Origin of the sequence: Pseudomonas sp. BCRC 81390 (assembly GCF_030341915.1) — a bacterium.
Lineage (GTDB): Bacteria > Pseudomonadota > Gammaproteobacteria > Pseudomonadales > Pseudomonadaceae > Aquipseudomonas.
In genome coordinates, this window is record NZ_JATAAG010000063.1 from 316,610 (window position 1) to 331,269 (window position 14,660).

General features: G+C 64.5%; 8 protein-coding genes. 4 read left to right on the forward strand and 4 right to left on the reverse strand.

The features are described from left to right. The first annotated feature begins 102 nt into the window (after positions 1 to 102). The 3 genes from glgX to QSV36_RS16280 all read left to right on the forward strand — a co-directional run bounded on the left by glgX (position 103) and on the right by QSV36_RS16280 (position 4,616). On the forward strand, positions 103 to 2,256 hold the full coding sequence (gene glgX / locus QSV36_RS16270) for a glycogen debranching protein GlgX (protein ID WP_289133253.1): 2,154 nt from the start codon (positions 103 to 105) through the stop codon (positions 2,254 to 2,256). A gap of 176 nt (positions 2,257 to 2,432) precedes the next feature. Further along, positions 2,433 to 3,227 (forward strand): endonuclease/exonuclease/phosphatase family protein, encoded by a 795-nt coding sequence (locus QSV36_RS16275; protein WP_289133255.1) that lies wholly within the window; start codon positions 2,433 to 2,435, stop codon positions 3,225 to 3,227. 315 nt (positions 3,228 to 3,542) lie between these two features. Further along, a complete protein-coding gene (locus QSV36_RS16280; protein ID WP_289133257.1) occupies positions 3,543 to 4,616 on the forward strand; it encodes an autotransporter outer membrane beta-barrel domain-containing protein in 1,074 nt (357 codons plus the stop codon). Between the two features lie 107 nt (positions 4,617 to 4,723). Here QSV36_RS16280 and glgB read toward each other — a convergent pair whose 3' ends face one another. From glgB to QSV36_RS16295, 3 genes are all read right to left on the reverse strand, one after another. Continuing rightward, positions 4,724 to 6,934 (reverse strand): 1,4-alpha-glucan branching protein GlgB, encoded by a 2,211-nt coding sequence (gene glgB / locus QSV36_RS16285; RefSeq protein ID WP_289133259.1) that lies wholly within the window; start codon positions 6,932 to 6,934, stop codon positions 4,724 to 4,726. Further along, on the reverse strand, positions 6,931 to 10,251 hold the full coding sequence (treS, locus tag QSV36_RS16290) for a maltose alpha-D-glucosyltransferase (protein ID WP_289133261.1): 3,321 nt from the start codon (positions 10,249 to 10,251) through the stop codon (positions 6,931 to 6,933). The genes glgB and treS overlap by 4 nt, the downstream gene beginning before the upstream one ends. A gap of 75 nt (positions 10,252 to 10,326) precedes the next feature. Continuing rightward, positions 10,327 to 12,345, reverse strand: a complete 2,019-nt coding sequence (locus QSV36_RS16295) for an alpha-1,4-glucan--maltose-1-phosphate maltosyltransferase (RefSeq protein WP_289133262.1) — start codon at positions 12,343 to 12,345, stop codon at positions 10,327 to 10,329. Positions 12,346 to 12,485: 140 nt separating this feature from the next. Here QSV36_RS16295 and QSV36_RS16300 point away from each other — a divergent pair, with 140 nt between their 5' ends. After that, the gene (locus QSV36_RS16300; protein ID WP_170030651.1) at positions 12,486 to 12,647 is read left to right on the forward strand and encodes a hypothetical protein; all 162 of its coding nucleotides are present in this window, start codon (positions 12,486 to 12,488) and stop codon (positions 12,645 to 12,647) included. Between the two features lie 140 nt (positions 12,648 to 12,787). Here the strand turns inward: QSV36_RS16300 and QSV36_RS16305 are convergent, their stop codons facing one another. Further along, positions 12,788 to 14,470, reverse strand: a complete 1,683-nt coding sequence (locus QSV36_RS16305; protein ID WP_289133265.1) for an AMP-binding protein — start codon at positions 14,468 to 14,470, stop codon at positions 12,788 to 12,790. Positions 14,471 to 14,660: the final 190 nt, after the last annotated feature.

The window sequence follows — 14,660 nt, forward strand, 5'->3', positions numbered from 1 at the left end:
GCTAGTGGCTGGGGAAATCCCTGTGGGAGCGGGCGTACCCGCGAAAGGCCGGCCCAGCCATCCATCGTTCCGTTCCTAGCACCCGGCCATTCGAGGACCGTCATGAGCCCGCGCACGCCCAAGAAAACCCGCTCCGTTGCCCCCTCGCGCATCCGCGAAGGCCTGCCCTTCCCCCTCGGCGCCACCTGGGACGGGCTGGGCGTCAACTTCGCCCTGTTCTCGGCCAACGCCACCAAGGTCGAGCTGTGCCTGTTCGACCCGACGGGGGAAAAGGAAGTCGAACGCATCGAACTACCGGAATACACCGACGAGATCTACCACGGTTACCTGCCCGACGCGCACCCTGGCCTGATCTACGGCTACCGCGTGCATGGGCCGTACGAGCCGGAGAACGGCCACCGCTTCAACCCCAACAAGCTGCTGATCGACCCTTACGCCAAACAACTGGTCGGCGCGCTGAAATGGTCCGAAGCGCTGTTCGGCTATACCATCGGCCACCCCGACGGCGACCTGTCGTTCGACGAGCGCGACAGTGCGCCGTTCGTGCCCAAGTGCAAGGTCATCGACCCCGCGTTCACCTGGGGCCGCGATGAACGGGTGCAGATCCCCTGGGAGCGCACCATCATCTACGAAGCCCACACCAAGGGCATCAGCATGCGCCACCCGGCCGTGCCGGAACACCTGCGCGGCACCTTCGGCGGCCTGGCCAATGACGAGCTGCTCGGGCACATCAAGGACTTGGGCGTATCCAGCATCGAGCTGCTGCCGATCCATGCCTTCGTCAACGACCAGCACCTGCTGCAGAAAGGCCTGAACAACTACTGGGGCTATAACACCATCGCCTTCTTCGCCCCCCACCCGGCCTACCTGGCCAGTGGCAAGATCGCCGAGTTCAAGGAAATGGTCGCGCACCTGCACGACGCCGGGCTGGAGCTGATTCTCGACGTGGTCTACAACCACACCGCCGAGGGCAACGAGCTGGGGCCAACGCTGTCGATGCGCGGTATCGACAACGCCTCGTACTACCGGCTGATGCCTGACCAGAAACGCTACTACATCAACGACTCCGGCACCGGCAACACGCTGGACCTCAGCCACCCGTGCGTGTTGCAGCTGGTCACCGACTCGCTGCGCTACTGGGCCGGCGAGATGCATGTGGACGGCTTCCGCTTCGACCTGGCCACCATCCTCGGCCGCTACCATGAAGGCTACAGCGAGCGGCACAGCTTCCTGGTTGCCTGCCGCCAGGACCCGCTGCTGCGCCAGGTCAAGCTGATCGCCGAGCCCTGGGACTGCGGCCCGGGCGGCTACCAGGTGGGCAATTTCGCCCCGGGCTGGGCAGAGTGGAACGACCGCTTCCGCGACACCATGCGGGCGTTCTGGAAAGGTGACGAGGGCCAGCTGGCCGACTTCGCCGCGCGCATGACCGCCTCGGGCGACATGTTCAACAACCGCGGCCGACGGCCGTACTCATCGGTGAACTTCATCACCGCCCATGACGGCTTCACCTTGCGCGACCTGGTGTCGTACAACGAGAAACACAACGAGGAAAACGACGAGAACAACCAGGACGGCACCGACAACAACCTGTCGTGGAACTGCGGCGTCGAGGGCCCTACCCAGGACCCGGGGATCAATGCCCTGCGCATGCGGCAGATGCGCAATTACTTCGCCACCTTGCTGTTCGCCCAGGGCACACCGATGATCGTCGCCGGCGACGAGTTCAGCCGTACCCAGCACGGCAACAACAATGCCTACTGCCAGGACAGCGAGATCGGCTGGGTGAACTGGGAACTGGACGAAGAAGGCCAGCAGTTGCTGAAGTTCGTCAAGCGCCTGACCCGGCTGCGCCTGACCTACCCGGTCCTGCGCCGTTCGCGCTTCCTGGTGGGTGACTACAATGAAGCCATCGGGGTCAAGGACGTGACCTGGCTGGCACCTGACGGCAACGAGATGAGCGTGGAGCAGTGGGAAGACCCGCACGGGCGCTGCCTGGGCATGCTGATCGATGGCCGTGCCCAGGTCAGCGGCATCGCCCGGCCAGGCGCCGAGGCCACCATGCTGCTGATCGTCAACGCTCACCATGACATCGTGCCGTTCAAGCTGCCGAGCGTGCCCGAAGGGGATTACTGGAGCTGCCTGGTCGACACCGACCGGCCGGAGTTGCGCAAGGGTCAGCACCTGCAGTTCGACAGCACCTTCGAGGTCAAGGGGCGGTCGTTGTTGCTGATGGTGTTGCAGCGCGACGAGGAGTGAACCTGGGCCGCCGGCATGGGTCCTTTGTGTAGGAGCGGCCTGGCGTCGCGAAAGGGCCGCATAGCGGCCCCGCCCATGCTTGCCATGCGGCTGGAAACGGGGGCCGCCGGGCGTCCCTTTCGCGACGCAAGGCGCTCCTGCAATGAAGCGTGTAAACCGTTACCTGAGGAGCCACCGTGAACCCCGAAGCCGGTAGTAAAGGTTTCGCCAACATCAACCAGGCCCCGGCCGTGAAACGGCTGCGGGTACTGACGGTGAATACCCACAAGGGCTTCACCGCCTTCAACCGGCGCTTCATCCTGCCGGAGCTGCGCGAGGCGGTGCGCAGTACCCAGGCCGATATTGTGTTTCTCCAGGAAGTGCTCGGCAGCCACGATCGCCACGCTGCACGCTACCCCGGCTGGCCGCAGACGTCCCAGTACGAATTCCTTGCCGACAGCATGTGGAGCGACTTTGCCTACGGTCGCAACGCGGTCTACCCCGACGGCCACCATGGCAATGCCCTGCTTTCCAAATACCCGATCATCGAACACCGCAACCTCGACGTGTCGATCACCGGCCCGGAACGCCGCGGCCTGTTGCACTGCATTCTCGACGTGCCCGGGCAGCACAACGTGCACGCCATCTGCGTGCATCTGTCGTTGCTGGAAAGCCACCGCCAGAAACAGTTGCAGTTGCTGCGCAAGCTGCTCGAGTCGCTACCCGGCGACGCCCCGGTAATCATTGCCGGTGACTTCAACGACTGGAAATCCCACGGCAACCGCACTCTGGGCCTGCAGCGCGACCTGCACGAAGCCTTCGAGCGCCATCATGGCCACCTTGCCCGTACCTACCCTGCCCGCTTGCCACTGCTGCGCCTGGACCGCATCTACCTGCGCAATGCGCAAAGCCATGGGCCGCGTATTCTGGGGCACAAACCTTGGTCGCACCTGTCGGATCACCTGCCCTTGACAGTTGAAGTACGGTTCTAACAATGATTTTTCATAGCCCCGGGACGGCAAATAGCGAAGCCGGCTATGGGCTGATTTTTTTTGCGCAAAATCAACACATTGAACCTGGCCACGCGCTACCGACACTTTCTTCACGCTTTCTTGACGCAAGCGGCGGTCTCTCCTTAGCTGTTCCTGTCTAGCAGTAAATATCTCGCGCCGGGCCTCTAGCTCGCGCCTTCGTGCGCGTGCGCGAAAGCTGGCGTGCTGGTTTGGGTCGCCCACTGTTTTTGCCGTACAGCCCGTGACCTCAGGCCAGGTCCCAGGGCTGTACCCCACAAACCAAGGAGATCCGCCATGAAAAGCACCTCGAACCCGTTGCGCTTCGACAGCATTTTCTATGCGGTTTCCACGTCGCTGCTTCTGGCAACCCCGGTGGAAACGATCGCGTACGAACTGCAGGATGACCCGACTTCGCCTGGCTTCCTGCAGCACACCGCGCCGCCGCAACTGTCGCTCGAGCCGGTCAGCACCAGTGGCTTGAGTATCGATACCTTGGCTGCCTTTTCGCAGAAGATCAGCGAGCGCCACGGGCTGGCAGCAGCAACCCCGAATGCCAACCCGTGGGCGCAGTTCTTCCCCACCCCTGCCCGCAGCGACGCACAACCTGCGGAGCAACTGGCGCCCGGCCCGCAATTGCTGGTCGGCCCGGACCTGTTCGTGCGGGAAACGGCAGCAGGCAATGTGCACCGTGCGGGTATTTTCGTGGGGCAGAACAATCTGCAGACCCGCTTCAACGGCATGCGCCAGCGGCTGGGGGACAAACAGCGCAACGCGGTGAGCCTGAGCGGCGAAAGCCTCGGCGTTTACTGGAGCATGACCCATGAACAAGGCTGGCACCTGGATGCCGTGGCAATGGGTTCGCGCATCGACGTCAATGGCCGTGACCAGAACGGCCAGCGCCTGGACGACAGCGGCCACGCCATGACCTTCTCGCTGGAAGGTGGCATCCCCATCGGCCTGGGCGGTGGCTGGGTGATCGAGCCGCAGGCGCAGTTGATCAACCAGCAGTTCTTTCCCGGCAGCCAGGCTCAGCAACAGACCCTGCGAGCCTGGGACAGCCAGCCGAGCTGGAGCGGGCGGGTCGGTGCCAGGTTGTCCGGGCGCTACGATGTGCGCGGCATGCCGATCGAGCCCTATGTGCGTACCAACGTGTGGTATGACTTCAGCAATGCCGATGAGGTGAAGCTGGACCAGGTCGACAAGATATCCAGCTCGCGCTATTCGACCACGGTGGAACTGGGCCTGGGGCTGGTGGCGCGGGTGACGCCGGCGGTGGCGGTGTTTGTCAGTGCCGACTACAGCAGTGACGTGGATGACAATGACCTGAACGGATTGATTGGCAGCCTTGGGGTGCGGATGCGCTGGTAGGCAGGTTCGGCCCTTTCGCGGGCACGCCCGCCCCCACAGGGATAGCACCGGGCCAGAGGCTGGCGCCATCCCTGTGGCAGCGGGCATGCCCGCCAAGAGGCAGAAGATCAGGCCGGTTTCATCATCAGTACCCCGAGCGGCGGCAGGTTGAGCGCCAGCGACAGCGGTTGCCCATGGCTCGGCAGCGCTTCGCTTGCCACCGCCCCCAGGTTGCCGACATTCGACCCGGCATACAGCTCGGCATCGCTGTTCAGCAGCTCCTGCCAGCGTTCGCCAAACGGCACGCCGATGCGATAACCCTCGCGCGGCACCGGAGTGAAGTTGGCCACCACCAGCACCGGCTCACCATTGCTGCTCCAGCGCAGCCAGGCATACACGCTGTTCTGCGCATCGTCACCGATCAGCCACTGGAAGCCCTGCGGCTGACAATCCTGCTCATGCAACGCAGGTATGTCCCGGTACAGCCGGTTGAGGTCGCTGACCAGGCGCTGCACCCCCTGGTGCTCGGGGTATTGCAGCAGGTACCAGTCCAGCTCGCTGTCGTGGTCCCACTCACGCCATTGGCCGAACTCGCAGCCCATGAACAGCAGCTTCTTGCCCGGGTGCGCCCACATGAAGGTGAGGTAGGCGCGCAGGTTGGCGAACTTCTGCCAGCGGTCGCCGGGCATCTTGTCGATCAGCGAGTGCTTGCCGTGGACCACTTCGTCGTGGGAGATGGGCAGGATGAAGTGCTCGGAATAGGCATAGATCAGCCCGAAGCTCATCTCGTTGTGGTGGTAGGTGCGGTGCACCGGGTCGTTCTGGATGTAATGCAGGGTGTCGTGCATCCAGCCCATGTTCCACTTGTAGGCAAAGCCCAGGCCACCCTGCTGGGTTGGCTGGCTGACACCAGGCCAGGCAGTGGACTCCTCGGCGATGATCAGCGCCCCCGGCGCCTCATGGGCTGCCACGCCGTTGAGGTGGCGGATGAAGTCGATGGCCTCCAGGTTCTCGCGCCCGCCATGGCGGTTGGGGACCCACTCGCCGGCCTTGCGCGAATAGTCGCGGTACAGCATCGACGCCACTGCATCGACCCGCAGGCCGTCGATGTGGAAGTGCTTCAGCCAGTGCAGCGCCGAGGCCATCATGAAACCGCGCACTTCGTTGCGGCCGAGGTTGTAGATCAGCGTGTTCCAGTCCTGGTGGTAGCCTTCCAGCGGGTTGTCGTACTCGTACAGGGCAGTGCCGTCGAAACGCGCCAGGCCGTGTTCGTCGGTGGGGAAATGCGCCGGCACCCAGTCGAGCAAGACGCCGATGCCGCCCTGGTGGCAGGCATCGACGAAGGCGGCGAAGTCTTCGGCTGTACCGTAGCGCGAGGTGGGCGCAAACAGCGACAGCGGCTGGTAACCCCAGGAGCCGCCGAACGGGTGCTCCATGATCGGCAGCAATTCGATGTGGGTGAAGCCCAGTTCCTGCACGTAGGGCACCAGGCGTTCGGCCAGTTCGCGCCAGTTGTAGAAACGCCCGATATCGCCCGCTTCATCCAGTTCGCAGCGCCACGACCCCGGGTGCAGTTCGTAGATCGATAGCGGCGCACTGTAGGCATGACGCTGCGCACGTTGCGCCATCCAGTCATGGTCCTGCCAGGCGTGACCGAGCGCTCCCGCCACCTTGGACGCGGTACTCGGTGGCAGCTCGGTGGCACGCGCCAGCGGGTCGGCCTTCAGCGGCAGGATGCCGTCCTTGCCCAGTACCTCGTACTTGTAGGTTTCGCCCACGCCCAGGCGCGGTACGAACAGCTCCCACACCCCGGCGCTGTGGCGCAGGCGCATCGGGTGGCGACGGCCGTCCCAGTTGTTGAAGTCGCCCACTACCGAGACGCGCCGCGCATTGGGCGCCCACACCGAGAAGCACACACCGTCGACGCCATCGACCTGCGTCGGCTGGGCGCCGAAACGCCCGGACAGGTCGCGGTGGTTACCCTCGGCGAACAGGTACAGGTCCATGTCGCCTAGTTGCGGGCCGAAGCTGTAGGGGTCTTCGGTGATCTGCTCGCCACCGGCCCAGGCGATCTGCAGCAAGTACGGGTGCGCCTGGTCGAGGTGCGCGGTGAACAAGCCTGGCAGGCTGCCCTGCTCCATTTCGGCCAGGATGCGCCCGTCATGGCGGGCCAGGACGCTCACTTTCAGGGCATTCGGCAGGAAGGCACGGATCACCTGCCCGCCCGCGCCGTCGCCATGGGGGCCGAGTACTGCGAATGGATCGGCGTGCTCGGCGCGGGCCAGGGCGTCGAGGTCCCGTTGCCGAAGGCCGCCGTTTTCACGCGTTGTTACGTTCATGCTGACTCTCCCCAGGTACTGATCAGTCCATGCAGGCCATGCAAAGGCACGGCCAGCCAACTTGGACGGTTTTCGGCTTCGTATGTGATTTCGTAGGCAGCTTTTTCCAGGCAGAACAGCTCCAGTGCGGCACGTTCGCCTTCGGCCTGCTGCCAGGCATGGGGCATGGCCGCGGTGGCGAGCCCATAGGCTTCGACAAAGGCATGCCGCGACTGGTGCAGGTACTGCCTGGCAACCCGCTGCCGGGCCTGCCGCGCCGGGTCGGAAAGGTCGACCGCAGACGCGCTGCGCAAGATCATGGCAGCAGCATAGTCGAACGATCGCAGCACGCCGCTGACGTCCTTGTACGGGCTGTGTTTCGCCCGCCGTTCCTCTAGCGGCCGGGCCGGCTCACCTTCGAAATCGATCAGGTAGGCATCGCCCTGCACCACCAGCACCTGGCCCAGGTGCAGGTCGCCGTGCACGCGCATCAGCAGGCCGCCCTGGGCCTGGCGGGTCAGCTCGGCAATGTGCTGGGCCAGGCCGTCGCGCTGTTGCTGCAGGTCGTCGACCAACGCCTGGCTGTCGCTGTCGAGGTGCTCACGGTGCTGCACCAGCAGGTCGAGGGCGTGGGTCAGTTCGGCACCGATCTGCGCACTCCAGCGCTCGCTGTCGGCAGCATCGCTCGGCCGCGGCTGGAACGCCTCGTCGTCGCTCGGCGCGGCCAGCAGCAAGTGCATCTCGCCCAGGCGCTGGCCGAGCAAGGCGGCAAAGCCGGTCAGTTCGGCCAGTGCGTCGGTGTGCACCTCGGTATCGAGGCTGGCTGGTTCCATCTGGTCGCGGATGGCCCGTTCCAGGGTGTTCTGGGTCCAGGCCCAGGCATCGCCCTGGTTGCTCAGGTAACCCTGGGCGATCATCAGCAGGTGGGGCGCGCCCTGCTCGTCCACGCGGCTGACCCAGGCCAGCAACGGCGAGATATTGGCAAAGCCGGCGGCGGTCAGGTAGGCACTCATTTCCAGCTCTGGGTGCACGCCCGGGTTGACCCGGCGGATCAGCTTGAGCACCACCTTGTCGCCGATTACCACCGAACTGTTGGATTGCTCGGCACTAAGGTAGCGCACGCTGCTGTCATCGTTGAGCTCAAGGCCGGCCAGCTGGTCGGTACTGGCGAACTGCAGTTCGCCCTCGCCGCGGCCGCAAGGCAGGCGCAGGCCGTCGTGACAGGCACGCAGTACAGCGCGGATGAACGGTTCGAGGACAAAGGCGTCGGTGATCAGGCCCACCTGGTGGGCCCGGCGCACCCGCGACAAGGCCAGCTGCTGCGGCAAGGCGGTACTGATCTGCTCTTCCGGCAGCAGGCCGAACGGCAGCTGGTAGCGCGTGGCCACCGCGCCACTGAGCACTTCGATCTCGCTGAGCAGCACCGGCGTGGTGGCGGTGCCGAAGCGCACGCCGTAGCACAGGCGCACCTGGTCAATCGGGCCTTCCTTGCCGGCGAACCACCGACGCTTGGGTAGATAGTGCGGCAGGATGGCGCCTTGCAAGGTGTCGCTGGAAGGTGCTTCGAGCAGTTCTTCCATGCGCTTGCGCAATACCAACGTAGTCAATTCGGGTAACCCCTCGGTGGGCTGGATGTGCCAGCTGGGCATGCGATCGTGTTCGGCCAGCAGGAACCAGTAGAAGGCATAGGGTGGCAAGGTCAGCAGGAACGGCAGTTGGCCGATGGGCGGGAAGGCGCTGCCGCCCAGCATCTCCACCGGTACCTTGCCGGCGTACTGTGACAATTCCAGTTCGGCGGCCTGGGCGGCACGCGAGACGTTGGCCACGCACAGGATCACTTCGCTATTGCCGTCGGCGTCTGTGTATTCGCGGATGTAGGCGAGGATGCGCCGGTTGTTCGGCGTCAGGGTACGCAGGCTGCCACGGCCGAAGGCCTTCTGCTGCTTGCGCACCGCCAGCATGCGCCGGGTCCAGTTGAGCAGCGAGTGCGGGTCGTTGGCCTGGGCCTCGACGTTGACTGTCTGGTAGCCGTACAGCGGGTCCATGATCGGCGGCAGCACCAGGCGCTGCGGGTCGGCGCGGGAGAAGCCGCCATTGCGGTCCGGCGACCATTGCATGGGCGTGCGCACGCCATCCCGGTCGCCGAGGTAGATGTTGTCGCCCATGCCCAGCTCGTCGCCGTAGTACAACGTTGGCGTGCCGGGCATCGACAGCAGCAGGCTGGTAAGCAGTTCGATACGCCGGCGGTCACGCTGCAACAGCGGCGCCAGGCGCCGACGGATGCCCAGGTTGATGCGCGCGCGGCGGTCTTCGGCGTAATAGTTCCACAGGTAGTCGCGTTCGCGGTCGGTGACCATTTCCAGGGTCAGCTCATCGTGGTTGCGCAAAAAGATCGCCCATTGGCAATTAGCCGGGATCTCCGGGGTCTGGCGCAGGATGTCGGTGATCGGGAAGCGGTCTTCCATGGCCAGCGCCATGTACATGCGCGGCATCAGCGGGAAGTGGAAGGCCATGTGGCATTCGTCGCCCTCGCCTTCACCGAAGTACGGCCGGGTGTCTTCCGGCCACTGGTTGGCTTCGGCCAGCAGCATGCGGTCCGGGTAGTTGGCGTCGATCTCGGCGCGGATCGCCTTGAGCACTGTGTGGGTTTCCGCGAGGTTCTCGTTGTTGGTGCCGTCGCGCTCGATCAGGTAGGGGATGGCGTCCAGGCGCAGGCCATCGACACCCAGGTCGAGCCAGAAGCGCATGACACCGATCACCGCCTTGAGTACCTGCGGGTTGTCGAAGTTGAGGTCCGGCTGGTGCGAATAGAAGCGGTGCCAGAAGTACTGGCCGGCGACCGGGTCCCAGGTCCAGTTGGACTTCTCGGTGTCGAGGAAGATGATGCGCGTGCCGTCATATTTCTGGTCGTCGTCCGACCACACGTAGAAGTCCCTTGCCTTGCTGCCGCGCTTGGCGTGGCGAGCGCGCTGGAACCAGGGGTGCTGGTCGCTGGTGTGGTTGATGACCAGCTCGGTGATTACCCGCAGGCCGCGCTTGTGCGCCTCGGCGATGAAGCGGCGGGCGTCGGCAAGGTTGCCGTAGTCGGCATGCACGGCCTTGTATTCGGCGATGTCGTAACCGTCGTCACGCCGTGGCGAGGGGTAGAACGGCAGCAGCCACAGGGTGTTGACGCCGAGCTCGGCGATGTAGTCGAGCTTGCTGATCAGGCCGGCGAAATCGCCGATGCCGTCGTTGTTCGAATCGAAGAACGACTTGACGTGCAACTGGTAGATGACGGCGTCCTTGTACCACAGCGGGTCGTCGATGAAGGCTGCCGGGCGGGAACGCTTGGCCATGTGCGACTCCTTTCAGTTCTGCGGGCCGTGTTGCCTGGTTTTCGGGCTGCCGTGCAGCCCCGAAGCATTCGGCCCTCAGCGGGCCTTTTCGATACGCCAGATCCCGAATGGCAGGTGCCAGGGTTCGATACGCATGAACTGGGTCTTGCCATACCAGGACCAACGGTGGCCGTTCATCAGGTCCTCGCCATGGGTCTCGGCGTTGTCATCCAGCCCCAGCTCCCATAACGGCAGTTCGAAGTGCGCCTCCTGGGCGTTGTGCGGGTCGAGACTGATGGCGATCAGGATGTAGTTGTCGCGCTCGGGCGTGCGCTTGGCGAAGTACAGGATGTTGTCGTTCCAGCAGTTGAAGAACGCCACGCCCAGGTGGGTCTGCAGTGCCGGGTTCTGCCGGCGGATGCGGTTGAGCTGGGCGATCTCGGCGATGATGTTGCCGGGCTGGGTGTAATCGCGCGGGCGGATCTCGTACTTCTCCGAGTCGAGGTACTCCTCCTTGCCCGGCAAAGCCGCCGCCTCGCACAGTTCGAAGCCCGAATACATGCCCCACAAGCCCGAGCCCATGGTCGCCAGGGCGGCGCGGATGAGAAAGCCGGCGCGCCCGGAATGCTGCAGGAAGAACGGGTTGATGTCCGGCGTGTTGACGAAGAAATTGGGCCGGTAACACTGGCTCCAGGGCGGCTGGTTGAGCTGTTCGAAGTACTCGCGCAGCTCTTGCTTGGTATTGCGCCAGGTGAAATAGGTGTAGCTCTGCGCGTACCCGACCTTGCCCAGGCGCGCCATCATCGCCGGCTTGGTGAACGCCTCGGCGAGGAAGATCACGTCCGGGTAGTGGCTGCGCACATTGGCGATCAGCCATTGCCAGAACGGCAGTGGCTTGGTGTGCGGGTTATCGACACGGAAGGTCTTCACCCCCTCCTCGACCCAGCCGATGATCACGTCGCGCAGGGCCAGCCACAGGCCCGGCACCGCATCGGGGGCATAGAAGTCGACGTTGACGATGTCCTGGTATTTCTTCGGCGGGTTTTCGGCGTAGCGGATGGTGCCATCCGGGCGCCAGCTGAACCAGCCGGGGTGTTCCTGCAGCCACGGGTGGTCCTGCGAGCACTGGATGGCGAAGTCCAGGGCGATTTCCAGGCCGTGCTGGGCGGCTGCCGAGACCAGCCGGCGAAAATCCTCCCGGCTGCCCAGCTGCGGGTGAATGGCGTCGTGGCCGCCCTCCGGACTGCCGATGGCATACGGGCTGCCGGGGTCGCCGGGCTGGGCCTGCAGGGAATTGTTGCGGCCCTTGCGGTGCTTGCTGCCAATCGGGTGGATGGGCGGGAAATACAGCACATCGAAGCCCATGTCGCGGATCATCGGCAAGCGCTGATGCACATCGCTGAAGGTGCCGTGGCGCTCGGGGCTGTCGGTGCAGGAGCGCGGGAACAGCTCGTACCAGCTGGCAAACTGAGCAGCCGGTCGGTCCACATCCAAGGGGTACTCGATGCTGCGGGTCAGGTAGCTGCGGTGCTCGGCCTCGGCCATCAGCCGCGTGGCCTCGGCCCCCAGGAACAAGGCGACCTGGTCGTCTTCGGCGAGACTCGGCAGCCGCTCGGCAAGTGCCTGCAACTGGTCGCGCAAGGCTCCGCCACTCAGCTCGATGCCCTTGCCGAGCAGCAGGCGCCCCTCTTCGAGTTCGAGGCTGATGTTTACGCCGGCCTGGTACTTTTTCTCCAGGTCATGGCAATAGGTGGCGAAGGGGTCGATCCAGGCCTCGATGCTGAACAGGTGCGGGCCGATTTCGGTGGGTATGAACTCGGCCAGCCACAGGTCGTTGCCCGCCGAGGTCATTGGCACGCAATGAATACGCCGGCTGCCGGCCTGGCGCCAGTTCAGCATCACCGCCATGCGGTCGTGGCCGTCGCTGAATACCTTGCTGCTGACTGCAACCGGCTGGTTGCTGATGGCCTTGGCCGCGAATGCGCCGCCTTCGAGCACCGGCTGGGTGTCCTCGATGGCAATGCGCGGCGCCAGCAGGGCCTGCGACAGGCTGATGACCTGGTCCGGATGGTCATTGGCCATGGGCACGCTTTCGAAGGGCTCTTTCAGAGACATCAGGCCTTGCTCCCTTGGGCTGGTGGCAGTAAGGGTTCAGAGCCATGCGCAGGCGCGGGGGTTCAAAAAAATTGAGCGAACGGCAACGGCAGGGGTCGAAGCCTGCAGCACCTCTTCAATTACCCACGCGAGGTCAGGCCATGAACATTCCCATTCCACCGGAAACACCCGACCCCAACATCGACGACCCGAGCCTGCCGCCGCCCGTGCCGGAAGAAGACCCGGACGAGCTGCCGATCAAGCCAACCGTGCCGCCGACGGTAGGTGACCCGCCGAGCCAGGAGCCACCGGTGAAGGGTTAAGGGTAGACCAGGATTTTGTGCTGACAGGGCCGGCCTCTTCGCGGGCACGCCCGCTCCCACAGGTATTTCACAGGGCCCCAGGGCAGTGAAGCACCGGTGGGAGCGGGCGTGCCCGCGAAGAGGCCGGAACAGCCAACGCATCAACCAGCAGTAACCGCCGAGATCTCCGCCACACTGATCTCGCGCATGCGGAACTTCTGCACCTTACCGGTCACCGTCATTGGAAATTCGTCGACGAAACGGATATGCCGCGGCACCTTGAAATGCGCGATGCGCGCCTTGCACCATGCCTGCAACTCCTCGACCGTGGCGCTGTGCCCCGGATGCAGCTTGATCCAGGCGACGATCTCCTCGCCATAGCGGCTGCACGGAATGCCGATCACCTGCGCATCGGCCACCGCCGGGTGGGTGTAGAAGAACTCTTCCAGCTCGCGCGGGTAGATGTTCTCGCCACCGCGAATGATCATGTCCTTGTTGCGCCCGACGATGCGCACATAGCCCTGCTCGTCCATCACCGCCAGGTCGCCCGAATGCATCCAGCCGGCCGGGTCGATGGCCTCCGCCGTGGCCTGCGGGTTGTCCCAGTAGCCGAGCATCACGCTGTAGCCACGGGTGCACAGCTCGCCGACCTGCCCACGCGGGACGATGCAGCCGTCGGCGTCTACAACCTTGTTCTCCAGTTGCGGCTGGGTACGGCCAACGCTGGTAACGCGCAGTTCCAGATCGTCGTCCGGGCCGGTTTGCAGCGACACCGGGCTGGTCTCGGTCATGCCATAGGCAATCTGCACTTCGGCCATGTGCAGCTGGTCGATGACCCGGCGCATCACCTCGATCGGGCAGGTGGCGCCGGCCATGATGCCGCTGCGCAAGGTGGAGAGGTCCACCTGGGCCCGTAACGGGTGGTCGAGCATGGCGATGAACATGGTCGGCACGCCGTAGAGGATGCTGGCACGCTCCTCGGCCACGGCGCGCAGGGTGAGTTCGGCGTCGAAGGCGTCGTTGGGGTAGATCATGGTGCTGCCGTGGGTGATACAGCCGAGGTTGGCCATGACCATGCCGAAGCAGTGGTATAGCGGCACCGGGATCACCATGCGGTCACGTTCGCTCAGGCCCAGGCTGGCGCCGACCATGAAACCGTTGTTGAGGATGTTGTAGTGGCTGAGCGTGGCACCTTTGGGTGCGCCGGTGGTACCGGAGGTGTACTGGATGTTCACCGGCTGGTCGAACTGCAGGCTCTGCTGGCGCGCACCGCACGCTTCGCGGGAGGTCTGCCCTGCCCGCCCGGCGAGTGCTTGCCAAGGCAGGAAGCCTGAAGGGGGATTGGCCGCCAGGCTGATCACGCCACGCAGGTCCGGCAGCCGCTCACTCGCCAGTTCACCCGGTATGGCAGCGGCCAGCTCGGGTATCAGTTGCTGGACCATGGCGTGGTAATCGGAAGTCTTGAAGGCATCGGCACACACCAGCCAGCGGCAGCCGGACTGGCGCAGTACATATTCAAGCTCGCCCACGCGGTAGGCCGGGTTGATGTTGACCAGGATGGCGCCGACCTTGGCACTGGCCAGTTGCAGGATGCACCACTGGGCACAGTTGGGCGACCAGATGCCGACGCGCTCGCCGGTGTTCACCCCCAGCGCCATCAGCGCACGGGCATGCAATTCGACCTGCTCGGCCAGCTGCCGCCAGCTGTAGCGCAGGCCTTGGTGGCGCGAGACCAGGGCTTCGCCATCGGCACAGCGGGCCACGGTGGCATCGAACGCCTGGCCGATGGTCAGGGTCAGCAGCGGTTGGTCCTGGCGACCGCGGGTATAGCTTGGTTGACTCATGGGTGTCCCTTCTTGTGGTTGTTCTGGGCACGGCTGAAGCAAGCGGGAATACTCTGGCGCAGATTTACGTTTACGTAAAGGTGATGAGTCGATTGACAGCGACCGAAGGCAGGTTTACGTTAACGTAAAGGTGATGAACGACACCTGACCCAGGCTTGACGCCGAGCCCTGTGGGAGCGGGCGTGGCCCC